The sequence below is a fragment of the Rhodoglobus sp. GW821-FHT12B09 genome, from assembly GCF_058809925.1.
On the sequence record NZ_JBXATB010000008.1, the window covers coordinates 1 to 22,213 of the forward strand.

Below are 22,213 nucleotides of genomic sequence, written 5' to 3' on the forward strand. Positions count from 1 at the left end.
GGGCGCGGCCGGGGCCGCGGGCGGGCGGGCGCGGGCGCGGGCGACCGCTAGCGGCGCGGAGTGCTCGCGCGCAGGACAACCTCGGCGCCGACCTGCGCCGTGCCGCCCCCGCCGAGCGCGAGGGCCACGGCGGCAGCGCCGGCGTGCTCGAGGTCGACGCGCACGGTCGTCAGCGCGGGGGTCACGTCGCGGGCGGTGGAGATGTCGTCGTACCCGGCGACCGCGATGCGCCCCGGCACGTCGATGCCGCGGTCGCGCAGCGCGGCGAGGGCCCCGATGGCCATGACATCGTTGACCGCGAAGACCAGGTCGATGCCGTCCAGTCCGCGGTCGATGAGCTCGAGCATCCCGGCGTAGCCCGCGTCTCGCGAGAAGGCGCCGTGCACCACCGCGACCGGGGCCGACGGAAGTGCCGCCGTGAACGCGGCGGCCCGGTCCTGCGCCGTGACGAGCGTCGCGGGGCCGGCCAGCACCGCGAACCCCCGGTAGCCGAGATCGACGAGGGATGCCGCGAGCGCCGCCGCGCCGCCCGTGTTGTCGATCACGACCGTGTCGAAAGAGAGCTGGTGCCTGCTGATCAGCACGACGTGCCCGCCCGACGCCGTGTACGAGTCGAGCTCGGCGGCGAGAGCGGCGTCCCCGCTCCCGTCGGTGAAGCGCGAGCCGGCGAGCACGAGGATGCGGGGCCGCTGCCCGCGCAGGAGCCGCACGAGGTCCAGCTCGCGCTGGGCGTCGCGCTCGGTCACAGCCATCGTGACGTTGAGGCCGTGCTCCTCGGACTCGCGGATCACGCCGGCGGCGATCGCCGAGAAGTACGGGTCGGCGATGTCGCTCACGAGCAGCGCGACTGTCGCCGAGCTGCCCCTGGCGACGGTCTGCGCGGAGACGTTCGGGGTGTAGCCGAGCTGCTCCGCCGCGGCGAGCACCCGCTGGCGGTACTCCTCGTTGACCTTGCGCGCGCTGCCGTTGAGCGACCGGGAGGCGGTCGCGAGCGAGACGCCCGCGGCACGAGCGACGTCGTAGAGCGTGGCATTTCCGGTCACGCAGCGAGCCTAGCCGCCGGGCACTCAGGGAACGCCCAAGGTTCTGACCTACTCTGGCCGGCGGCCTTCCGTGGCCCTACCGCTATGACACTCAGACACTCTCCGCGCCGCCGACTCGAGACGGCGAAGCCCTCCCTCCGCCTCCTGGTCGAATCCGCCCGGCCCCTGCCGCGCCGCTTCCTCGACGCCGTGCGCAGCTCTCCCCGCCGCCTGCTCGTCGGCGCCGGTGTGGGGGCCGTGGTCGTGGCCCTCATCGCCGTCACCATCGTCGCCGTGCCCAAGGGCCCGAGCGTCGACGAGCAGCTGAGCGCGTACATCGACGCGAACGCCCAGAGCCTGACGGTCTCGCCCAAGGCCGAGATCACCATCGTGCCGCGCGACGCGTACGCCGCGACCCCCGGCATCGACAGCCTCAAGGCGAGCGGCACGAACTACGACTTCGCCAAGCTGGTGATGCTCTACGCGGGCTGGCCCCAGAGCGAGAACAACATCACGGTCTTCACTCGTTGGATGCGCCAGGAGAACGGCGTCGACGACTGGTGGAACCGCAACAACCCCCTCAACAACGGCTGGGGCTCCGGTGGCGGCGGCGGAACCGGCACCTACGATTCGCTCGACATCGCGGCGCAGAACGCCGCGGAGGCACTGCTCCAGAACGGCGGGTACTCGGAGATCGCGGCGGCGTTCGCGTCGTCCGCCGAGACCAGCGTCACCGAGGCCGCGATCTGGGCGTCGCCCTGGGCCACCGGCCACTACGCCAACGGCGGCCACTGGTCGTACGCCGAAGTTCCCGTCGTGAAATCGCCCGACGGCACCTGGTGATCATGCGAGAATTGCCGCACCGATAACACATCGAGCAAGAGGACCTGCCCTGTCCGAGCTACCCGTGTACCGCACCCGCAAAGATCAGTGGGGAAACATCGTCGCGCTCGGGGGCGAGTTCGGCGTGATCGGCCATCCCGACGCCATCCTCAGCATCGAGCGCGGCATCGACCTGTACTACGTGCCGCTCGAGGGCGGCGCGGGCTCGATCGTCGAGGTCGCCAACGGGCCGCTCGGCAAGTACCTGCGCACCAACTGGGACGGCCAGGGCCGCAACAACCTCGTCGACCTGCCGGACTGTTGAGCTCCGTACCGTCAAAGCCGGAGCCCGTCAAGGCGTTCCGGGTGGGCCCGGGCATCCGTACCGTCGAAGTATGAAGCACGTCATGTACGCCGAGAAGTCGCTCCTGTTGGGCGACGATGTGGTCGACCTCATGATGGAGTACGCCGTGCTCCTGGCGAGGCAGAGCTCCGCCGACAGCGTGGATGTCGAGGCGATCGGCACCGACGGCGACCAGGTCACCGCCACGTTCCTCATCGGGCCCGCCACGATCATGGTGGCGGAGACCGCCCGCAGCCCGTTCCCGGAGCCGGACAACGACAGCGCCGAGACCTACCTCAAGGAGCAGATCGGCCTCATCAAGACGCCGCCGCTCGCGCACGGGCTCGACGACGTCGACCTGCAGGGGTACGAGGACGAGGTCTGACATGGGCTCCTTGATCTACGGGCATCCCTCGATCGATATCAAGCTGGAGGATCGCGTGCTCTCCCACCTGCAGGTGGTGTTCTCCGACAAGCTGCGGCGCAACGAGGGCTTCCACTTCAGCTGGGCCGACAGTGAGGTGCTCGGCGGTGGACGCAGCACGGTGTGGGTGCATCCGGCCATCCCGTTGTACTTCCGGTACGCCGGCAGCCGCGTGCCGTCGCTCAACCCGGCCTGGCTCGAGGAGATGACGCGGTCGATCAACAGCAGTGCCGGGCTGGTGCTGCGCGATGAGCCGCACGGGAACGGGAAGAACTGATGGGCACACTGGTCTACGGCTCGGGCAACCTCCGAGTGGAGTTCGACGACCGCGTCCTCGCGCACCTGCAGGCCGTCGTCGGGGTGAAGGTGCGGCGCAACGAGCGCTTCTTCCTGAGCTGGTTCGACACCAGGGCGGTGGGCGACGGTCGCAGCGCTGTCTGGATCGCGCCGGAGATCCCGCTCGCGTTCCGCTTCACCACTACCGCACCGCACCGGCTGAACCGCCCCTGGGTCGAGGCGATGATCCTCGCCGCGGGCAGCAGCGCCGGCCTCGTGCTCACTCAGGAGCCGGATACGGGGGAGCCCGTCGTCTCCGAGGACAACAGCGTGAAGCGCACCGAGCGCAGCTAGGCCTTCACGCTCTTCCGGGGCCACCAGAACCGCTCGCCGGTGATGAAGGCCAGCGACGGCACGATCACCGTGCGCACGAGCAGGGTGTCGAGCAGCACGCCGATGCACACGATGATGCCGATCTGCGTGAGGGTGATGAGCGGGAGCACGCCGAGCACGGCGAAGACGGCGGCGAGAAGGATGCCCGCGCTCGTGATCACGCCGCCCGTGGTCGAGAGCGCCCGCACCATTCCTGTTCGAGTGCCGTGGGCGACCGACTCCTCCCGCGCCCGCGTGACCAGGAAGATGTTGTAGTCCACGCCGAGGGCCACCAGGAACAGGAAGCTGAACAGCACCACGTTGGTGTCGATGGCGGGGAACCCGAAGACCGTCTGGAACAGCAGCCAGCTGGCGCCGAGGCTCGCGAAGAAGCTCGCGACCACGGTGAGCAGCAGCAGCACGGGCGCCACCAGCGCACGCAGCAGCAGCACGAGCACCAGGAACACGAGCGCGAGGATGAGCGGGATCACGAGGTCCTGATCGTGCGTCTGCGCCGCGGTGACGTCCAGTGACTGTGCGTCGAGGCCGCCAACGAGCGCGTCGGTGCTGTCCCTGAGGTCCTGCACGATCGCGAAGGAGCGGGGGGTCTCGGCCGCGGCATCGAGTGTGACGTTCAGCTGCGTCACGGTGCCGTCGGTCTCGCCCGGCACCACGGACACGACCCCGTCGACAGCCTTGAGCTCGGCGGTGACGCTGTCGACCCGGTCGTTGTCCGCGATCACGACCGCGGGCGAGCCGCTGCCCGCCGAGAACGCCTCCGCGAGGATGTCCTGTCCGCGCACGGCCTCGGGCACCGACGTGAACTTCTCGCTCTGCGAGAGACCGGTGCGGATGCCCGGCACTCCCGCCACGGCGAGGCCGCCGAGCAGCAGCGCGCCGATGATGACGACCACCACGGGGCGCTTCGCGACGAGGAGGCCGAGGCGGTGCCACACGCCCTTCTCGGCGCTGCCCTCGGTGCCGAAGCGCGGGATGTACGGCCAGAACAGGCCGCGGCCGAAGAGCACGAGGGCGGCGGGCAGCACCAGCAGCGCGAAGAGCATCGCGATGACGATCCCCGTCGCGCAGGCCAGGCCGAGGGCGCGGTTGCCCTCCAGTGTGGCGAAGAGCAGGGTGAGCAGCGAGAGGACGACCGTGCTGCCGCTCGCGATGATGGCCGGCCCCGCGCCGCGGAGCGCTGTCGCCATCGCCTCCCTGCGATCCTCGTGGGTGCGCAGCTCGTCCCGGTACCGCGCGATCAGCAGGAGGGCGTAGTTCGTCCCCGCCCCGAACACGAGCACGGAGAGGATGCCCGTGACCGAGGCATCCAGAGTGATGCCGGCCGCCGCGGCGATACGGGTGGCGACGATGCTCGCGAGGCCGTCCGCGAGGCCGACCACGGTGAGCGGCACCAGCCACAGCCACGGGCTGCGGTAGGTCACGAGCAGCAGGATCGCGACCACGACGACCGTGGTGAGCAGCAGTGTGAAGTCGGCGCCCTTGAAGACCGCCGCGACATCCACCGCGAAGCCCTCGGGGCCGGTGAGCAGCGCGGTGAGGCCCGCGGGGAGGTCCTCGTTGGCGGTGGTGCGGAGCTCGGCTGCGCGGTCGGCCTGCGCCGCGACGTCCGAGAGCTCGGGCAGCGGCACGACCACGAGCGCGGCGGTGCCGTCGTCGGACACGGAGGGCGGCGGCGGCACGAAGCCGTCGGTCGACAGGTCGGCGAGCCGGGATGCCGCGTCCGCCGCAGCCGCGACGTCGCTGTCGCTCAGGGCGTCGCCGTCCCGGCTGAACACCAGCAGCGCACTGGTGCCGTCGGCGTTCGGCAGGCCGTCCTGGGCGGCGGCGACCTGCGCCGACTCGGCGGAGGCCGGCAGGCCCACGCCGGGCGAGCTGTCGCCGTCGGCGCCGGAGCCGAGGGCGAAGATCGCCCCGGCGGCCAGCGCCGCGAGTACGAGGACGATCCACGAGGTGCGGCGAGCGGTGATGAAAGCGGTAAACCGGCGCATGGTCCCTGTACTTCACTAGGTGAACTATTAGTGTCGTGAATAAGTTAGTCGTAAACTGTTCCCCATGCAAAGCCCTCCACGTCCGCCGACCTACGCGCTGCAGGAGATCGTCCAGCTCAGCCGCGCGTTCGAGCGCCACCTGGGCCAGCAGCTGACGGTGAACGCCACGGACCTCGCGGCGATGGAGCACCTCATCAGAAGCGGCCCGCTCGGCCCGGGCGAGCTCGCGCGGCGGCTGGGGATCACCCCGCCCGCCGTCACCGCCGCGGTCGATCGCTTGGAGGACCTGGGGCACGTGACCAGGGAGCCGAATCCCGCTGACCGGCGCGCGATCGTGGTCACGCCGGCCCCGGAGTCCGCGGCGAAGGCGATGTCCATACTCATGCCGATGATCGGCGACATCGACTCGACCCTCGATGGGTTCGACACGGACGAGCAGGCGACCATCGCCGCCTACCTGGAGCGCGTGGTCGAGGCCTACCGCGCGCACATCCCGTCATGATCTCGCGCAGAGAGGCCGCGCTACGCCTCGACATCCCCCTCGAGATGGCCAACCGCCACGGCCTGCCCCGCACCATGAGCGAGCAGGAGCTGGAGGCGATGCGCGCCGATCCGCCGGCCTGGCTCGCGCAGTCCTGGGCGAACCGGACGGGCAAGAAGCCCGTGTGGGTTCAGCTCACGTGCGACATCTGCGGGTTCACAGAGGCCGCGCGGCCCAAGAAGTGGTGGCCGGCCTTCACCTGGCTGAGCTGCGAGGAGCACGCCGCCGCCGAACTGCCGGCGCTCGCCGAGGGCTTCGTCCGCTCCGAGATCGACGGCATCGGCAGCCGGTTCATCGGCATCGTCGACGAGCCCGCGACCGTCTAGTCCGACCGCGGCGGCCGTCCAGTCCGGACCGCAGCGACCGTCCAGTCCGGACCCCGGCGCTCCAGTTTTCGTCTCGCGCTACAGAAATTCTTGTAGCGCGACGTGAAACCTGTAGCGCGGTGAAAGCCTGGCCGCTGGCCGCTGGCCGCTACGGCGCGATCGACAGGAAGATGAACGCGCCGAACAGGACCAGGTGCACGCCGCCCTGCAGGCGCGTGGCGCGGCCCGGTGCGAGGGTGAGGATGCTCACCAGGACGGTCAGCAGGAGAAGCACGATCTGCGTGGAGCCGAGGCCGAGGACGAGCGGTCCGGTGAGGAAGATCGAGGCGACGGCGATCGCGGGGATGGTCAGGCCGATGCTCGCCATGGCGGAGCCGAGGGCGAGGTTGAGACTGGTCTGGATGCGGTCGGCGCGCGCCGCGCGGACCGCGGCGATACTCTCCGGGAGCAGCACGAGCAGCGCGATCACGACACCGACGAATGACGGCGGGAAGCCCACAGCCACCACGCCGGCCTCGATCGAGGGCGATTCGATCTTGGCGAGGCCCACGACGGAGACAAGGGCGACGATCAGCAGCGCGAGGCTGGTGAGCGCCGCACGGCGCGTGGGGGCCTCGGCGTGCTCGTCCGGCTCGACGGGCTTGCCGGCCTTGGTGACGGGCAGGAAGAAGTCGCGGTGCACCCGCGTCTGCGTGGCCACGAACATCGCGTACAGCGCGAGGGAGGCGACGGCCACGAAGGCCAGCTGACTGGGGGAGAACTGCTGGCCTGGTCCTGAGGTGAAGGTCGGCAGCACGAGGGTCAGAACCGCCAGGGCGGTGACGGTCGCGAGCAGGGCGCCCGCTCCCTCCGCGTTGAAGTTCACCATGCGGTGCCGCAGCGCGCCGACCAGGAGCGAGACGCCGACGATTCCGTTCGTCGTGATCATCACGGCCGCGAACACCGTGTCTCGCGCGAGCGTTGCCGCGTCCGGCCCGCCCGAGATCACGAGCGTGATGATGAGGGCGACTTCGATGACCGTGACCGCGACGGCCAGGATGAGCGAGCCGAACGGCTCCCCGACCTTGTGCGCGATGACCTCCGCGTGGTGCACCGCCACGAGCACGGTGCCGCCCAGCACGATGGCGATGAGGATGACGGCGAGGAGCGGCAGGTCCTTCACATTCCACGCGGCCGCGAGGACGATGATGGCGAGGATCGGCACGACGATGGGCGAGGTCTTGGTGAGGAATCCCAGGGCGCGCATCCCCACCAGTATTCCAGACGAGACTGGGAGACAGCGAGAGCCGCGGTGATACCGTGAAATTATGAGCGACGACGCCCGGTTCGATCCGAGGTTCGACCCCGCATTCCAGCCCGGCTACACCGGCCCGCTCGCGGAGTCGGTGCCAGCGCGGGCGAGGCCGACAGTCGGTGCTCCCGAGGCTCTCCCCGCGGTGCAGGCACCCGTCGAGCGCGAGGGGGAGCCGCTGTCCGAGTTCGAGGACGACCCGGCGCCCCGGCGCACGAACCCCTACGTCATCGCGATCGGCGTGGCGGCGCTCGTGCTCGTCGGCGGCGGCCTCTACCTGGTCTCGCGCCTGCGCGACCTCTTCTCCGACACGCAGTCGACCTCGGCCATCGACTACACGACACTTCAGGTGCTCATGTACGCGGCACCGCTCGTGCTCGTGCTGGGTCTCGCGACGGGAGTCGGGCTGCTCTTCCTGCTCGCGGTCCGGCGGGACCGCCGCTAGCGGTTCGCCACCCGCCACACGAGTTTGAGGCCCGACCAGTCCGCGTCGATGGCCGCGACCTTCACGTCCACGAGGCCGCGGGGCAGCGCGACATCCCGCAGCAGGTTCTCGGTGACGTCGCTCACGTGGCCGGCGGCCTTGCGGGGCCACGCGATCCACAGGGCGCCAGCGGGGCGGATGCGCGCCTCCTGCGCCTCCACGGCGGCCTGAACGTCGGCGGCGCTGCGGCAGAACGCGACGATCACGTCGGCGGGGGCATCCGGGGCCGCCTGATGCACGCCCTCGGGATCGGCCTCGAACCGCCAGCCCTCGGGCGCCCCGACCACGTCGAGCCGCACCCCCGGCACGATGCCGAGCTTCTTCAGCTGGGGCGTTCCCGAGTAGCCGCTCTCCACGCGATCAGGCTACTTCTGCTTCGGGTCGATCGGCTTGCCGTTGAGCAGCACGCCCGGCGACGGCTGGTTCGCCGCGGGCGGCGCCGGGGGAGCGGCCGGCGGCGCGACGGGCGCGGCAGCGGGGGCCGCCGCCTCGGGCGCGGCAGGGGCTCCGGGCGCTACAGGCGCTCCGGGTGCCACGCGGCTTCGCGGGCCGCGGATGGCGCTCACGATTGCGGCGGCCCCGATGCCGAGGCCGATGACCAGGGAGATGACACCGTCGGCGCTGGCGATCTGGTTGCCGACGGTGCGCAGGAAGGGCCCGGAGAAGATGCCGTCGTGGCCGAGGTAGCGGGCGTAGGCCAGCGCGATGATGCCGGTGAACGTCCCGACGATGACGGCCGCCCCTGCTACCGCGATGAACGGCCCCCAGCCCCTGCGGCTGATCGGGGCGCCCGCGCCGCGCGTGTAGAGGCTGATCGCGATGTACGGGACGACGATGGAGGCGATCCCCGCGAAGGTGAACTGCAGCACGCCGCCCACGATGATGAACACGAGGATGGCGGCGGGAATGGCGAGCAGTGCGAAGGCCGTACCGCGCCCCACATTCTCAGCGGGAGCGGCAGGGGCGGTGGTCTGGTCGGTCATGATTTCCACCATAGTCACCGATCAGCGGCACTCGCCCCACAGCCCGCCGAATCGGGCGGCGGCGCTCGAACCGGCGCGCATCACCGGCTGCCACAGGGCGTCGTTCGGCGGCATCTCCTCCGCGCGAACGAAGCCGTCGACGGCCAGCAGGTAGTTCACGTACCGCCCGTCGGGGGCCCACACGTTCATCAGCCACCGGCCGGCCTCGTCCTGCGCGACGGTGTCCGTCGCGACCCAGGCGATCGAGCCGACTGGCAGCAGCTCCTCGAGCCGGCCCTTGGCCTCCACCGCGTAGCACTCGGGCACGATGCCGTAGTTGGGCGAGTTGACGCTCAGCAGCTTCACGCTGATCGTGCCCCGGTCGCGCACCTGCGGCCCCGGCAGCTCGGACGAGAGCAGCAGGCTGTCGCCGCTCAGCACCTGGAGCACCGTCATCGGCTGTGCGTCGACGGGCTTCGCGGTGGCGGATGCCCCGGCCTCCGCCACGGGCCAGAGGGACACGACCACGTACGCCAGCACCGCGCCCACCGTGAGGCAGGCGCCCACGGCCCGCACCACAGCCCTGTTCATCGCTGGCAGTTCGGGCACCAGTAGGTGTCGCGCAGCTGGAGCGGGTTGTCGCCGAGCTCGCCGCGCAGCACTCGCGTGCCGCAGCGCAGGCACGGGCGGCCGTCCCGACCGTAGACCCAGGCGGTGTCGCCGCGCAGGTTGCCCGTCGTGGTGCGGGTGGAGCGGTCCTTGTTGGCGTCGATGAGCCTGTGGCCCAGCGCGACCATGCGCTCGAGGTCGGCGACCTCCGCCACCGGGGTGGTGGGGAGCACGCCGCGGAGGAAGCACAGCTCGGCGCGGTAGACGTTGCCGAGGCCGGCGAGGTTGCGCTGGTCGAGGAGGGCGAGGCCGATCGCCCGCTCGGGCGCGCGGCGGAGGTTGGCGACGGCCCGGACCGGGTCCCAGTCCGGGCCGAGGAGGTCGGGGCCGAGGTATCCCACGGCCTGGTCCTCGTCGGCGGTGCGCAGCACCTCGAACAGTCCCAGCTCGAAGCCGACCGCGGTCGACGCCTCGTTGGCGAGGATCGCGCGGGCCTTGAACTCCGGCTTCCGCCACCGCTCGCCCGGGCGGTAGAGCTGCCAGACCCCCTCCATCTTGAGATGGCTGTGGAGGGTGTATTCCCCCACGCGCATGAGCAGGTGCTTGCCGCGGCTGACCGTCTCGCGCACGGTCTCGCCGGTCAGGTCCACGGTCGCGAACGCCGGGACCCGGATGTCGCAGCGGGTGAGCACAGTGCCGTCGAACGCCGCCCCGAGCTGCCGCGCTGCGCGGTAGACGGTGTCGCCCTCAGGCACGCAGCCTCAGCCCCTGCGGCGTCGGCGCGAACCCGGCCTCGACCAGCAGCAGCCCGAGCGGCGAACCGACGGAGAACTCGCCGTCCACCCGCTCCACCCGCAGCTTGCCGAGCCGCGCCCGCACGGTGCTGGCGAGCGAGCCGGCGGCCGCACGGAGCACGGCTTCGTCGGCGCTGAAGGTGAGCACTGTCTTGCCGCCGCGCTCCACGTAGAGCACGAGCACCCCGTCGACCATCACGACGAGCGCGCCCGCCTTGCGCCCCGGGCGGTGGCCGCGCTTCTCCGGTGCGCTGGAGGTTCCCGGCTCGGGCTCGGGCGCGGGGGGCCAGGGCAGGGCCGCGCCGAACGGGCTGGCAGGGTCGGTGGCGGCGAGGGTGAGTGCGTCGAGGATGGGGGCGGCGTCGGCATCCCGGGCGAAACTGCGGAGACGGTCGACAGTCGCGCTCGTCGCGAACTGCGCGGCGCCCAGCCCCTCGACGAAGTACCCGCGGCGCGCGCGGCCCGTCTCCTCGAAGCCGCTCAGTACCTTGTAGGCAAGAGCAAAACCGCCCCGGATGCCCTCGCTGACGACCGCGCCGCGGGTGACCACCCCGTGCCGCTCGAGCAGGGACTCCGCCATGGCCTTCGCGCGGATAGTGGTGTCGCCCTCCGCGAGCGGGAGCAGCGACCACCTGCCGCCGCCGGTCGGGGGACCGCTCACCGCGACCCGCAGCGCGCTCGAGCGGCCGCGGTAGCTCCGCGCGCGGGGTGCCGCCGCCGGGCCGCCGAGGTAGCTCCGCAGCGGGGAGAACGTGTCGTTCGTGATGAGGCCGGCCCAGACGAGCTCCCACAGGGCGGCGTTGAGCGCCTTGTCGTCCTCGCTGCCGACCGCCTGGCCGAGCTGTCGGAAGAAGTAGGCGCCGCCGCCGGCCATCGCCTCGAGGATGCTCCGCTGCAGCTCTGTGGTCTCGTCGCCGCTCGGCTCGGGCAGGGTGAGCCGGGCGGTATCGGCGAGGTGGAAGCTCACCCAGCCGTCGCTGCCGGGGAGAACACCGTTGCCCGACCAGATCACCTCGCCCGTGGTGGTGAGCTCGTCGAGCCACGCCTGCGAGTAGTTCTGAAGCCGCGCGGGGAAGACCATCGTCTCCCACGCGCTCGCGGGCAGCGAGACCCCGGCCAGCTGGTCGATGACCTGGGCGAGGCCGTCGATGCCCCGGAGGGTTCCGCCCACCGACTGCCACGCGGGCAGGAACCTGCCGAGCGTACCGGCGTCGACCGGCTCGACCTCCTGCCGGAGCGCGGCGAGCGAGCGGCTGCGGAGGCGGCGGAGCACCTCGACCGAGCACCACTCGGTGCCGGTGGCGCCGGGGCGGAACTCGCCGTCCACCACCCGGCGGTCGGCGGCCAGGCGGCGGAGGGTGTCGGTGACGACGGCAGTTCCGAGGCCGAAGCGGGACGCGGAATCCTGCACGATGAAGGGCCCGTGGGTGCGGGCATAGCGGCTCACGAGGTCGCCGACCGGGTCGTCCACCGGCTCGATGAAGGCGGCGGGGACGCCGATCGGGAGCGGGACGCCGAGCGCGTCGCGCAGTCGCGCCGCATCCTCGACGGCGGCCCACTGCTGCGTACCGGCGATGGTGACGCGCAGCACGCGGTTGGCGTGCTGCAGCTGGTCGAGTAGGCCCCCCAGGGCCGTATCGAGGCCCGGTTCGGAGCGAGCAACAATCTCGTCCAGGGACAGCGGCCCGAGCATCCGGAGCAGGTCGGCGACACCCTCCGCGTCGCGGGCCCTCCGCTCGGGCGTGAGGCGCTGCAGCTCGAGCTCGGTCTGCTCGATGACCGCGGGGTCGAGCAGCTCGCGCAGCTCAGCGCGGCCGAGGAGCTCGGCGAGCAGGGTCGGGTCGAGCGAGAGCGCCGCCGCCCGCCGCTCGGCCAGCGGCGAGTCGCCCTCGTACACGAACGCGGCGACGTACCCGAACAGCAGCGAGCGGGCGAACGGCGAGGGCACCTCCGTCTCGGTCTCGACAATGCGGACCTTGCGCGCAGCGAGCTGGTCGGTGAGCGCCATGAGCGCGGGCAGGTCGTACACGTCCTGCAGCACTTCGCGCACGGTCTCCAGCACGATCGGGAAGGTCGGGTACCGGCGGGCGACATCCAGCAGCTGGGATGCCCGTTGCCGCTGCTGCCACAGCGGGGAGCGCCGCCCGGGGTCCCGTCGGGGCAGGAGCAGTGCCCGCGCCGCGCACTCGCGGAACCGTGCGGCGAAGAGGGCGGACCCGCCCACCTCCTCCGTGACGATCGCCTCCAGCTCCTCGCGCTCGAACGCGAAGAGATCGGCACCGGGCGGTTCGGCATCCGTGTCCGGGATCCGCACCACGATGCCGTCGTCGCCCGCCATCGCGGCGCCATCCACCCCGAGCCGGTCGCGCACGCGCGCCGTCACGGCGAGGGCCCACGGGGCGTGCACGGGCATGCCGTAGGGGGAGTGCAGCACGACCCGCCAGTCGCCGAGCTCGTCGCGGAACCGCTCGACGACGAGGGTGGTGTCGGTCGGTACCTGGCCGGTGGAGCGCTTCTGGTCGTCGACGAGGGCGACGAGGTTGTTCGCCGCCTTCTCGTCGAGCCCGATCTCCGCCAGGCGCGGGCGCACCTCGCCGCCCGTCGAGACCTCGCGCACGAACGCACCGATCGCGGCCCCCAGCTCGGCCGGCCGCCCCAGCCCGTCGCCCTTCCAGAACGGCACCTTGCCGGGCTGGCCGAACGCTGGGCTCACGAGAACCTGGTCGTGGGTGATCTCCTCGATGCGCCAGCTCGTCGTGCCGAGGGCGAAGACGTCGCCGACGCGCGACTCGTAGACCATCTCCTCGTCGAGCTCGCCGACGCGGCGGCCGGGTGCGCCGGGGTCGCCGCCGACCATGAACACGCCGAACAGCCCGCGGTCGGGGATGGTGCCGCCGGAGGTCACGGCGAGCCGCTGCGACCCGGGGCGGCCGGTGATCGTGCCGCCCACCCGGTCCCACACGATGCGCGGCCGCAGCTCGGCGAACTCGTCGCTCGGGTAGAGCCCGCTCAGCAGGTCGAGTGTCGCGTCGAATGCGCTGCGGGGCAGGGTCGCGAACGGCGCGCTGCGCCGCACGGTGTCGAACCACTCCTCTACGTCGATGCCCTCGAGCGCCGTGGCGGCCACGGTCTGCTGCGCGAGCACGTCGAGCGGGTTCGTGGGCACCGCGATCGCCTCGATCTGGCCCGACTTCATGCGCTCCACGGCGACCGTCGTGTGGATGAGGTCGGTGCGGTGCTTCGGGAAGAGCATCCCCTTGGATATCTCGCCGACCTGGTGGCCCGCGCGCCCGATGCGCTGGAGCCCGGATGCCACGGACGGCGGTGACTCGACCTGGATCACCAGATCGACCGCCCCCATGTCGATGCCGAGCTCGAGCGAGCTGGTCGCGACCACGCAGCGCAGGCGGCCGGACTTCAGGTCGTCCTCGATGGTGGCGCGCTGCTCCTTGGAGACGGAGCCGTGGTGGGCGCGGGCGAGCAGCGGCGGGGCGCCGGAGGTGGAGCCGGCCTGCGCCATGATCTGAGCAGGTTGAGCAGCGCGCTTGACGCGCGTATCGAAACCCTCGTTCGCGGACGTCAGGTCTCGATGCGCTCCTTCGTCGCTACTCGACCCGCTGAGCGCAAGCTCCGCCCGCTCCTCGTAGATCTCGTTGAGCCGCGATGTCAGCCGCTCGGCGAGCCGCCGCGAGTTCGCGAACACGATCGTCGACCGGTGCTCGAGGATCGCGTCCACGATCCGCTCCTCGACGTGCGGCCAGATCGACCCGGTGCCCTCGGCGGGCATGCCGGTGGGCGCTGCGCCCTCGCGCGGCACGAGCATCCCGGGCTCTGTCATGTCTTCGACGGGGACGACTACCGAGAGGTCGAAGGTCTTCGCCGCGGGCGGCTGCACGATGGTGACCGGCGCCCGGCCGCCGAGGAAGCGCGCGACCTCCTCGAGTGGGCGGACGGTGGCCGAGAGCCCGATGCGCTGCGCAGGGGTGGCGAGCAGGGCGTCCAGCCGCTCGAGGGAGAGGGCGAGGTGCGCACCGCGCTTGGTCGCCGCCACGGCGTGCACCTCGTCGACGATGATCGTGTCGACGCCGAGCAGCGTCTCGCGAGCCGCCGACGTGAGCATGAGGTACAGCGACTCGGGCGTGGTGATCAGGATGTCCGGGGGAGTGCGCGCCAGTAGCCGCCGGTCTGCCGGCGTGGTGTCGCCGGAGCGGACGCCGACGGTGACGGAGGGCACCTCGACCCCGAGGCGGCGCGCGGTCTGGGTGACGCCCACGAGCGGCGCGCGCAGGTTCCGCTCGACGTCGACGCCGAGGGCCTTGAGCGGGGAGATGTACAGCACGCGGGTGCGGTGTCGTGGATCCTCCGGCGCGGGCTTCGAGGCCAGCTGGTCGATCGCCCACAGGAACGCGGCGAGGGTCTTGCCCGAGCCGGTGGGAGCGACGACGAGTGCGTGCGCCCTGGAGGAGATCGCGTCCCACGCCCCGAGCTGTGCGGGCGTCGGCGCCGCGAAGGCGCCCTCGAACCACTCCCGGGTCGCGGGCGAGAAGCGGTCGAGCACCATCCGCCTATCTTCCCCCGCCCGACCGTCATCGCGCGGCGAGCGGTGGGTTGAGTAGGCCGCCCGCGGCCGTATCGAGACCCTGCGGGTTGAGTAGGCCGCCCGCGGCCGTATCGAAACCTGAGGTTCGCGAGGGGTGAGGTTTCGATACAGGCGCCAGAGCGCCTTACTCAACCTGCCGGGTTTCGATACAGGCGCCAGAGCGCCTTACTCAACCCGCCGGGTTTCGATACAGGCGCTAGAGCGCCTTACTCAACCCGCGTGCTCACGCAGGAACCTCACGAAGTCGATCAGCATGGGCGCGGAGATCGCGTGGCCGAGCTCCTCGTAGATGCGGATCGTCGCGTCCGCGTGCTCCGGCAGCCACTGCGCGGTGCGCGCCACCGCCTCGGCCGGGATCACCCTGTCCTCGGTGCCGCGGCCCCAGAACACCGCGGGCTTCACGACGGCGAGCTCGGCGTCGCCGGGATGGGCGCCGGATGCCACGAAGCCGGCGATCGCGACCGTGGCCGTGAAGCGCCCGGGCGCGTGGCGCAGGAGCTGCAGCGCGAGGGCAGCCCCCTGCGAGAAACCCACCAGCGAGACGCTCGTGTACTCGAGGGTGTCGAGCCACTCGATCACGGCGTTGGCCGCGGCGTCCACCCGGTCGGACTGCGGGTCGCCCGTGGGGCTGTCGGCGCGGCTCCACCACGCCCACCCGCCGTTCTCCGCGATCGGTGCGCGCAGTGACGCGACCACGGGCCCCAGCGGCAGGCCGGGCGACATGCCGAACAGGTCGCCCTCGTGCGATCCGTAGCCGTGCAGGAGCACGAGGAGCGGCCGGCCGGCCCGCTCGCGCTCGGGGGCTGACCAGAGGATTGCCGACGTGTCGAGCTGCATCGTCCCAGCCTAGGGAGCACGGCTGTAAGAATGGAGCATGAGCTCCGTCGGCACACCAGACCCAGACCCCAATCCCGGCTGGCTGTCTGAGGACGAGCTCGCCGAGACCCGCAAGCGCCTCCCCCTGCTCTATGTCGAGGCCGTTCCGGTGCGCGTCGACGGCCTCGGCCGTGTCATCGAGGTCGGGATGCTCCTGCGCGCCAATGACGGCGAGATCACCCGCACCCTGGTCTCCGGGCGGGTGATGTACGGCGAGACGCTGCGCGACGCGCTGTTCCGGCACCTCGAGAAAGACCTCGGGCCGATGGCGTTCCCGCTGCTGCCCGCGTCGCCGGTCCCGTTCTCCGTGGCCGAGTACTTCCCCTGGCCGGGCGAGAGCCAGTTCATGGACTCACGGCAGCACGCGGTATCCCTCGCCTATGTCGTGCCCATCACGGGCACCTGCGAGCCGCGCCAGGACGCACTCGAGGTGACCTGGATGCGCCCCGCCGAGGCCGCGTCGGAGTCCGTGACCGCCGACATGGAGGGCGGCCGCGGCGCGCTTCTCCGCGCCGCACTCGCGTCGGTGGGCGTTCTGCCCTAGTTCGTCCTGGGCCCCACAGAAGGCCGACGACCCCTTGAACACGCGCGCGTAACACAGGGTGCGGGCGGAGCGCCACCCCCTTCCGCCTGCCCGGACGGCCGACCTAGGGTGACTAAACCGGTTCAGAACCGGCGGTTCTCAAGGGGGAGGTCGGATGTCGTCGTCGAAGACCAACCGAACGACGATCGCCGATGTCGCGACCCGCGCCGGAGTCAGCAAGGGGCTCGTCTCGTTCGCGTTGAACGACCGCCCCGGCGTCTCGGCGGAGACCCGGCAGCGCATCCTCGCCGCCGCTGACGAGCTGGGCTGGCGCCCGAGCCTCCGCGGCAGGTCCCTCAGCTCCGACCGGGCCTTCGCGCTCGGGCTCGTGCTCGCGCGCGACCCCGACATCATCGCCGGCGACCCCTTCTTCCCCGCGTTCATCTCGGGAGTCGAGTCTGTGCTCGCCCCGGCCGGGCAGGCGCTCGTGCTCAGCATGGTGGAGACCGAGGAGGCCGAGTCGCGCACCTACCGCCAGCTCGCGGTCAACGGCCGTGTCGACGGCGTCATCATCTCCGACCTCCGTGCGGGCGACGCACGGATAGCCCTCGTCCGCGAGCTCGGGCTGAGCGCGGTCACGCTGGGCAGGCCCGACGTCGCGTCGCCATTCCCCGCCGTCACGGTCGACGATGCCGAGGGCATCCGCGCTTCCGTGGCCCACCTCGTGGGCCTCGGCCACACCAGGATCGCGCACGTCGGCGGCCCGGCGACGATGCTGCACGGCAGCCGCCGCCGTGACTCGTTCCGGCTCGCCATGAGAGAGTCCGGCCTCGCCGACGACCTCGTCGTCGAGACGGACTTCAGCGCCGCGCAGGGAGCGGCGGCGACCCTCCGTCTGCTCGCCCGCCGGGACCGCCCGACGGCGATCGTCTACTCGAACGACCCGATGGCGATCGCCGGACTCGGGATCGCGCAGCGCGCGGGCCTCGACGTGCCCGGCGAGCTCTCCATCACCGGATTCGACGGCAGCGATGTGGGCAAGTACCTGCATCCCTCGCTCACCACCGTCAGGACATCGGCGCGGGAGTGGGGCGAGGCCGCGGCCTCCGCGCTGCTCCTCTCGATCGACGGCCACGCACCAGACGACATCGAGCTCGAACCCGCACAGCTGGTCGTCGGTGGATCGACTGCCCAGCCCCGCACCGGCCATCGCGGCACTGACGCCGCACCAACACACGAAGGAGAACGACCATGAGAAGAAGGACTGCGTTAGCGACCTCGCTCCTCGCGGTCGGCGCGATCGCGCTGACCGCCTGCTCGGGAGGCGGAGGCGGCGGCTCGTCAGCGGGAACCGGCCGCGGTGACATCACGATCTGGTACTCGAACAACGAGCAGGAGGTCGAGTGGGGCAAGCAGATGGTCGAGGCGTGGAACGCCGACCACCCCGACGAGCAGATCAAGGGGCAGGAGATCCCCGCGGGCAAGAGCAGCGAAGAGGTGATCGGCGCAGCCATCACCGCCGGCAACGCTCCTTGCCTGATCTACAACACGGCGCCGTCGGCTGTCGGCCAGTTCGAGAAGCAGGGGGGACTCGTCGACCTGTCGAAGATCGAGGACGGCGCCTCCTACATCGAGGAGCGCAGCGGCGACGTCGCCCAGCAGTACCAGAACCCGGACGGCGACTACTTCCAGATGCCCTGGAAGTCGAACCCCGTCGTGATCTTCTACAACAAGGACCTCTTCGCGAAGGCCGGTCTCGACCCCGAGAACCCGAAGCTCTCGACCTACGACGACTTCCTGGCGACCTCGAAGACCCTCGTCGATGCGGGCGTCTCCGAGGTGGCCATCCAGCCGGCGCCCACGAGCGAGTTCTTCCAGACCCAGTTCGACTTCTACCCGCTGTACGCGGCCGCGACCGGCGGCAAGCAGATCGTCGAGGACGGCAAGGCGACCTTCGCCGACCAGGCAGGCTACGACGTCGCCGACTTCTGGGCGACCATGTACAAGGACAACTACTCGAGCAAGGAGCAGTTCCAGGGCGACTCCTTCGCGCAGGGCTACGCGGCGATGGCCATCGTCGGCCCGTGGGCGGTGTCGGTCTACAAGGATGTGAACTGGGGCTCGGTGCCGGTTCCGACCAAGGACGGTGCAGACCCGAAGGATGTCTGGACCTTCAGTGACGCGAAGAACATCGGCCTCTACTCCGCCTGCAAGAACCAGGCCACGGCGTGGGATGTCCTGAAGTTCTCGACGAGCGAGGAGCAGGACCAGAAGCTGCTCGAGATCACGGGCCAGATGCCGTTCCGCAAGGACCTGCAGACCACCTATGCGGATTACTTCGCGGCCAACCCGGCCTACCAGGCCTTCGGCGACCAGGCCTCGCGCACCGTCGAGGTGCCCCCGGGCCCGAACACCGTGCAGATGCTGCAGGCCTTCCGCGACGCGTGGTCTGAATCGGTGATCTTCGGCAAGGGCGACACCAAGACTGCCCTGGACGACGCGGCCAAGAAGATCGACACGATCGCGCAGCAGCCGTAGCCATGACTGACACCCTCTCGCCGCGAGCGGCAGCAGTGCCGCTCGCGGCCCCCGACGGCGGCCCTAACGGCCGTCGGCGGGGCCGCCTCCTCGGGAAGAACCCGCTGGGGCTGCTGTTCAGCTCCCCCTACCTGGTCTTCGTCATCGCGGTGTTCGCGTTCCCCATCGGGTACTCGGTCTACATCGCGTTCCACGACTTCTTCTTCGCGGCCCCGGGCGCACAGGTCGATCGCCCGTTCGTCGGGTTCGACAACTTCGTCACCGCGCTCACCGACCCCGCGGTCATCCGGTCGTTCGCCAATGTCGGCGTCTTCCTGCTGATCAACGTGCCCTTGACTGTCGTGCTGTCACTCGTGCTGGCGACTGCCCTGAACCGGATTACCCGGCTGCGCAGCTTCCTCCGCGTGAGCTACTACGTGCCGTACGTCACGGCCAGCGTCGCCGTCGTCGCGATCTGGCTGTTCCTCTTCAGCGGGAACGGCTTCGTGAACCAGGTGCTGGGCCCGCTCGCGCCAGACCCCTCGTGGCTCATCAACGAGCAGCTGGCGATGCCGACTATCGCGATCTTCGTCACCTGGAAGCAGCTCGGGTTCTACATCCTGCTGTACCTCGCGGCACTTCAGGCGGTGCCGAAGGAGCTGTACGAGTCGGCGTCGACCGACGGGGCAGGAGCCATCCGGAGCTTCTTCTCCGTCACCGTGCCGGGCGTGCGCTCGGCAACAGTGCTGGTGCTGCTCGTGTCGACGGTGACCGGGGCCAACCTGTTCACGGAGCCGTACCTGCTGACCGGGGGCGGCGGGCCCAACGGGGCCTCCGCGTCGCCGGTGCTGATCATGTACCAGCGCGGACTGCAGCAGGGGCAGCCGGATGTCGCGGCCGCCATCGGCATCGTCCTGGTGGTCGTCGTGCTGATCATCGCGTTCCTGCAGAACCGCTTCGTGGGAGGTGATGACCGATGACCGCCCAGGTGCTCCCTCGCCGCCGCCGCGTCTCCGGGCTGTCGCGCACCGGCACGATCGTCCGCGGGATCGTGCTCGGGCTCGGTGCCCTGCTGTTCCTCTTCCCGTTCTACTACATGGTGATCGGGTCGCTGCAGACGACGGTGGATCCGACCATCGCGGGCGCATTCCCCAACCCCGCCAATCTCACGCTCGACAACTACGCGGCGATCAACTCGCGGATCAACCTGCTCACCGGGCTGGTCAACTCGGGGATCTTCACCGGGGGCGTGCTGCTCGGCACCTTCGTGTTCGGGCTCCTCGCCGGGTACTCGCTCGCGATGCTGCAGTGGAGGGGGCGCTCGGCCACGTTCGCCCTCGCGCTGCTCGTGCAGGTGGTTCCGTTCCAGCTGCTGATGATCCCGCTCTACGTGCTGATCGCGAGGGACTTCGGGCTGGCCGACAACTACCTCGGGATGATCCTGCCGTTCTTCATCAACTCGACGGCGGTCATCATCTTCCGGGCGTACTTCCTGCAGCTGCCGAAAGAGCTGTTCGAGGCGGCCCGGATCGACGGGGCGTCGGAGTTCCGGCTGCTCTGGAGTGTGGCCATCCCCCTCGTGCGACCGGCGCTCGTGACCGTCGTGCTGCTGACCTTCATCGGCCCGTGGAACGAGTTCCTCTGGCCGTTCCTGGTCACCAAGGATGCGGCCCTGCAGCCCCTCGCGGTGTCGCTCGCGAACTACATCACCACCGTCTCGTCGTCGGCGGCCAACCCGTTCGGCGCGATCCTCGCGGGCGCCCTGGTACTGGCCGCCCCCGTGGTCGTGCTGTTCATCGTGTTCCAGCGCTACTTCACCTCAACAGACATCGGATCAGGAGTAAAAGGATGACCTTTCCCTACGCAGTGACACGGGTGGGAGTCGTTATGGCGCCCGAGCCGGGCAACGCCCTCGAGGTCGAGGGCGTGCTGAATCCCGGCTCGGGGCGGGATCGCGACGGCAACCTCTACCTGCTGCCGCGGATCGTCGCGTCGGGGAACGTCAGCCGGATCGGGCTCGCGCGGGTGGTGGTCGACGACGGTGTCCCCGTGGCGGTGGAGCGCGAGGGCGTCGTCCTCGAGCCCGACCGCGGATTCGAGAAGGGCGTCGGGCACGCCGGGGTCGAGGACCCCCGGGTCACGTTCATCCCGCTCCTCGGCCTGCACGTCATGACCTACGTCGCGTACGGGCCGCTCGGGCCGCGCACGGCGATCGCCACCTCGACCGACCTCCGGGAGTGGACCCGCCTCGGCCCGGCACTCTTCCGCTACGAGGAGAGCCTCGACATCGACCTCGGGCTGTTCCACAACAAGGACACGGTGTTCTTCCCGGAGCCGGTGACCGCCCCGGACGGCGTGCAGAGCTTTGCCGTACTCCACCGCCCGATGTGGGACATCGGCGAGACGGCTCCCGGGGAGGGCATCCGCCTGCCCGCCGGCGTGGAGGACCCGCGGCAGAGCATCTGGATCAGCTACATCCCGGTGGACCTCGTCCTGAGCGACATCCGCAACATCGTGCTCTGGGGGCAGCACCGCTTCGTCGCCGGCCCCGAGTTCCCGTTCGAGGCGCTCAAGATCGGCGGCGGCCCGCCTCCCCTCCGCGTTCCGGAGGGCTGGCTGGTGCTGCACCACGGCGTGACCGGGGTGATCGACAGTGCCTTCGACCAGCAGAAGAACGTGAACTACCGCGCGGGCGGGATGATCCTCGACGCGGACGACCCCTCCACCGTCGTCGATCGCACGGCCGAGCCGCTGCTGGAGGCCGAGACCGACGAGGAGCGCAGCGGCATCGTGCCCAACGTGGTGTTCCCCACCGCGATCGAGGAGGTCGACGGGCAGCTCTGGGTCTTCTACGGGATGGCCGACTCGAAGATCGGGGTCGCCCGCCTCGACCGGGTCGGCTAGCCGAGCTACAGCTCGGCCGGCACCGTCCGGCGGGTCACCGCACCATTCTGATGTCCGCGACGTTCTCCCAGTAGCTGAGCGTCCCGGTGTGGCCATCGGGCTCGAAGCCCATCCGGCGGTAGAAGCCGATAGTCCTGTCGTTGTCGCGGAGCACGTTCAGGTACGCGGGGCGGTCGCCGATCGCGGTCTCCACGAGCGCCCGCCCGATGCCGAGGCCCTGGTGGCTCTCGAGCAGGTAGAGCGACCAGAGCTCGAGCGGCCGGGGCGGGTCGTCATCCCGTGCGGGGCCGGCCGACGCGAAGCCCACGATGGTGCCGTTCGCGACCGCGACCCAGGTGTCCTCGGGCTGCGGCTCGGCGAGGATCCTGCGCCAGCGCGCGGTGCGCTCCCGGGCGGACACCCGGGCGATCCACCGAGGGGACATGATGCCCGCGTAGGCCTCGCGCCACGACTGCGCGTGCACGGCGCCGATGGCCGCGGCATCCCGGGCCACCGCCTGTCGGATCAGCAGCTCCACG

Annotated in this window: 24 protein-coding genes; 14 read left to right on the forward strand and 10 right to left on the reverse strand. The window is 70.8% G+C overall.

The window, feature by feature from the left end; all coding sequences use genetic code 11:
• Nucleotides 1–47: 47 nt before the first annotated feature.
• Entirely contained in the window at nt 48–1,043 is a 996-nt protein-coding gene (locus AC1RTC_RS13890; RefSeq protein WP_493156659.1) for a LacI family DNA-binding transcriptional regulator, read from the reverse strand.
• 84 nt (nt 1,044–1,127) lie between these two features.
• Between AC1RTC_RS13890 and AC1RTC_RS13895 the strand changes: the two genes are divergently transcribed.
• The 5 genes from AC1RTC_RS13895 to AC1RTC_RS13915 all read left to right on the forward strand — a co-directional run bounded on the left by AC1RTC_RS13895 (nt 1,128) and on the right by AC1RTC_RS13915 (nt 3,241).
• On the forward strand, nt 1,128–1,865 hold the full coding sequence (locus AC1RTC_RS13895) for a hypothetical protein (RefSeq protein ID WP_493156661.1): 738 nt from the start codon (nt 1,128–1,130) through the stop codon (nt 1,863–1,865).
• Between the two features lie 64 nt (nt 1,866–1,929).
• Nucleotides 1,930–2,169: a DUF3892 domain-containing protein gene (locus AC1RTC_RS13900; RefSeq protein ID WP_493156663.1), complete on the forward strand. Its 240-nt coding sequence runs from the start codon at nt 1,930–1,932 to the stop codon at nt 2,167–2,169.
• Between the two features lie 70 nt (nt 2,170–2,239).
• Nucleotides 2,240–2,572 (forward strand): hypothetical protein, encoded by a 333-nt coding sequence (locus AC1RTC_RS13905; protein WP_493156665.1) that lies wholly within the window; start codon nt 2,240–2,242, stop codon nt 2,570–2,572.
• A 1-nt stretch (nt 2,573) separates the two neighbouring features.
• Nucleotides 2,574–2,888 carry a DUF7882 family protein gene (locus AC1RTC_RS13910; RefSeq protein WP_493156667.1) on the forward strand — a complete coding sequence of 105 codons (315 nt, stop codon included), beginning with the start codon at nt 2,574–2,576 and terminating at the stop codon, nt 2,886–2,888.
• Nucleotides 2,888–3,241 carry a DUF7882 family protein gene (locus AC1RTC_RS13915; RefSeq protein WP_493156668.1) on the forward strand — a complete coding sequence of 118 codons (354 nt, stop codon included), beginning with the start codon at nt 2,888–2,890 and terminating at the stop codon, nt 3,239–3,241. The genes AC1RTC_RS13910 and AC1RTC_RS13915 overlap by 1 nt, the downstream gene beginning before the upstream one ends.
• On the opposite strand, the gene AC1RTC_RS13920 is transcribed toward AC1RTC_RS13915, so the two are convergent.
• A complete protein-coding gene (locus tag AC1RTC_RS13920) occupies nt 3,238–5,268 on the reverse strand; it encodes an MMPL family transporter (protein WP_493156670.1) in 2,031 nt (676 codons plus the stop codon). The genes AC1RTC_RS13915 and AC1RTC_RS13920 overlap by 4 nt on opposite strands.
• Nucleotides 5,269–5,332: 64 nt before the next feature.
• Between AC1RTC_RS13920 and AC1RTC_RS13925 the strand changes: the two genes are divergently transcribed.
• A complete protein-coding gene (locus AC1RTC_RS13925; RefSeq protein WP_493156672.1) occupies nt 5,333–5,770 on the forward strand; it encodes a MarR family winged helix-turn-helix transcriptional regulator in 438 nt (145 codons plus the stop codon).
• Nucleotides 5,767–6,135: a hypothetical protein gene (locus AC1RTC_RS13930; RefSeq protein ID WP_493156673.1), complete on the forward strand. Its 369-nt coding sequence runs from the start codon at nt 5,767–5,769 to the stop codon at nt 6,133–6,135. The genes AC1RTC_RS13925 and AC1RTC_RS13930 overlap by 4 nt, the downstream gene beginning before the upstream one ends.
• Before the next feature lie 148 nt (nt 6,136–6,283).
• On the opposite strand, the gene AC1RTC_RS13935 is transcribed toward AC1RTC_RS13930, so the two are convergent.
• Entirely contained in the window at nt 6,284–7,381 is a 1,098-nt protein-coding gene (locus AC1RTC_RS13935) for a calcium:cation antiporter (protein ID WP_493156675.1), read from the reverse strand.
• Nucleotides 7,382–7,442: 61 nt separating this feature from the next.
• On the opposite strand from AC1RTC_RS13935, the gene AC1RTC_RS13940 reads away from it, so the two are divergent.
• Nucleotides 7,443–7,871 (forward strand): hypothetical protein, encoded by a 429-nt coding sequence (locus tag AC1RTC_RS13940; RefSeq protein WP_493156677.1) that lies wholly within the window; start codon nt 7,443–7,445, stop codon nt 7,869–7,871.
• Here the strand turns inward: AC1RTC_RS13940 and AC1RTC_RS13945 are convergent.
• The 6 genes from AC1RTC_RS13945 to AC1RTC_RS13970 form a co-directional block, all read right to left on the reverse strand.
• A complete protein-coding gene (locus tag AC1RTC_RS13945) occupies nt 7,868–8,266 on the reverse strand; it encodes a DUF3052 family protein (RefSeq protein ID WP_493156679.1) in 399 nt (132 codons plus the stop codon). The genes AC1RTC_RS13940 and AC1RTC_RS13945 overlap by 4 nt on opposite strands.
• 9 nt (nt 8,267–8,275) lie before the next feature.
• A complete protein-coding gene (locus AC1RTC_RS13950) occupies nt 8,276–8,893 on the reverse strand; it encodes a hypothetical protein (protein ID WP_493156681.1) in 618 nt (205 codons plus the stop codon).
• Nucleotides 8,894–8,914: 21 nt separating this feature from the next.
• Complete coding sequence (locus AC1RTC_RS13955; protein ID WP_493156682.1) at nt 8,915–9,463, reverse strand: hypothetical protein; 549 nt, start codon at nt 9,461–9,463, stop codon at nt 8,915–8,917.
• Nucleotides 9,460–10,236 carry a DNA-formamidopyrimidine glycosylase family protein gene (locus AC1RTC_RS13960; protein ID WP_493156684.1) on the reverse strand — a complete coding sequence of 259 codons (777 nt, stop codon included), beginning with the start codon at nt 10,234–10,236 and terminating at the stop codon, nt 9,460–9,462. Before AC1RTC_RS13960 ends, AC1RTC_RS13955 begins: the two co-directional genes overlap by 4 nt.
• A complete protein-coding gene (locus AC1RTC_RS13965; protein ID WP_493156686.1) occupies nt 10,229–14,836 on the reverse strand; it encodes an ATP-dependent helicase in 4,608 nt (1,535 codons plus the stop codon). The genes AC1RTC_RS13960 and AC1RTC_RS13965 overlap by 8 nt, the downstream gene beginning before the upstream one ends.
• A gap of 249 nt (nt 14,837–15,085) precedes the next feature.
• A complete protein-coding gene (locus AC1RTC_RS13970; protein WP_493156688.1) occupies nt 15,086–15,712 on the reverse strand; it encodes an alpha/beta hydrolase in 627 nt (208 codons plus the stop codon).
• Nucleotides 15,713–15,749: 37 nt separating this feature from the next.
• Between AC1RTC_RS13970 and AC1RTC_RS13975 the strand changes: the two genes are divergently transcribed.
• The 6 genes from AC1RTC_RS13975 (at nt 15,750) to AC1RTC_RS14000 (ending at nt 21,695) form a co-directional block, all read left to right on the forward strand.
• Nucleotides 15,750–16,295 (forward strand): NUDIX hydrolase family protein, encoded by a 546-nt coding sequence (locus tag AC1RTC_RS13975; protein ID WP_493156690.1) that lies wholly within the window; start codon nt 15,750–15,752, stop codon nt 16,293–16,295.
• A gap of 154 nt (nt 16,296–16,449) precedes the next feature.
• Nucleotides 16,450–17,529, forward strand: a complete 1,080-nt coding sequence (locus AC1RTC_RS13980) for a LacI family DNA-binding transcriptional regulator (protein WP_493156692.1) — start codon at nt 16,450–16,452, stop codon at nt 17,527–17,529.
• Entirely contained in the window at nt 17,526–18,812 is a 1,287-nt protein-coding gene (locus AC1RTC_RS13985; RefSeq protein ID WP_493156694.1) for an extracellular solute-binding protein, read from the forward strand. Before AC1RTC_RS13980 ends, AC1RTC_RS13985 begins: the two co-directional genes overlap by 4 nt.
• A 2-nt stretch (nt 18,813–18,814) precedes the next feature.
• A complete protein-coding gene (locus tag AC1RTC_RS13990) occupies nt 18,815–19,771 on the forward strand; it encodes a carbohydrate ABC transporter permease (RefSeq protein ID WP_493156696.1) in 957 nt (318 codons plus the stop codon).
• A complete protein-coding gene (locus AC1RTC_RS13995; protein WP_493156698.1) occupies nt 19,768–20,643 on the forward strand; it encodes a carbohydrate ABC transporter permease in 876 nt (291 codons plus the stop codon). Before AC1RTC_RS13990 ends, AC1RTC_RS13995 begins: the two co-directional genes overlap by 4 nt.
• Nucleotides 20,640–21,695, forward strand: coding sequence for a glycoside hydrolase family 130 protein (locus tag AC1RTC_RS14000; protein ID WP_493156700.1), 1,056 nt, complete (start codon nt 20,640–20,642; stop codon nt 21,693–21,695). Before AC1RTC_RS13995 ends, AC1RTC_RS14000 begins: the two co-directional genes overlap by 4 nt.
• 34 nt (nt 21,696–21,729) lie before the next feature.
• On the opposite strand, the gene AC1RTC_RS14005 is transcribed toward AC1RTC_RS14000, so the two are convergent.
• The gene (locus AC1RTC_RS14005) at nt 21,730–22,212 is read right to left on the reverse strand and encodes a GNAT family N-acetyltransferase (RefSeq protein WP_493156701.1); all 483 of its coding nucleotides are present in this window, start codon (nt 22,210–22,212) and stop codon (nt 21,730–21,732) included.
• Nucleotide 22,213: the final 1 nt, after the last annotated feature.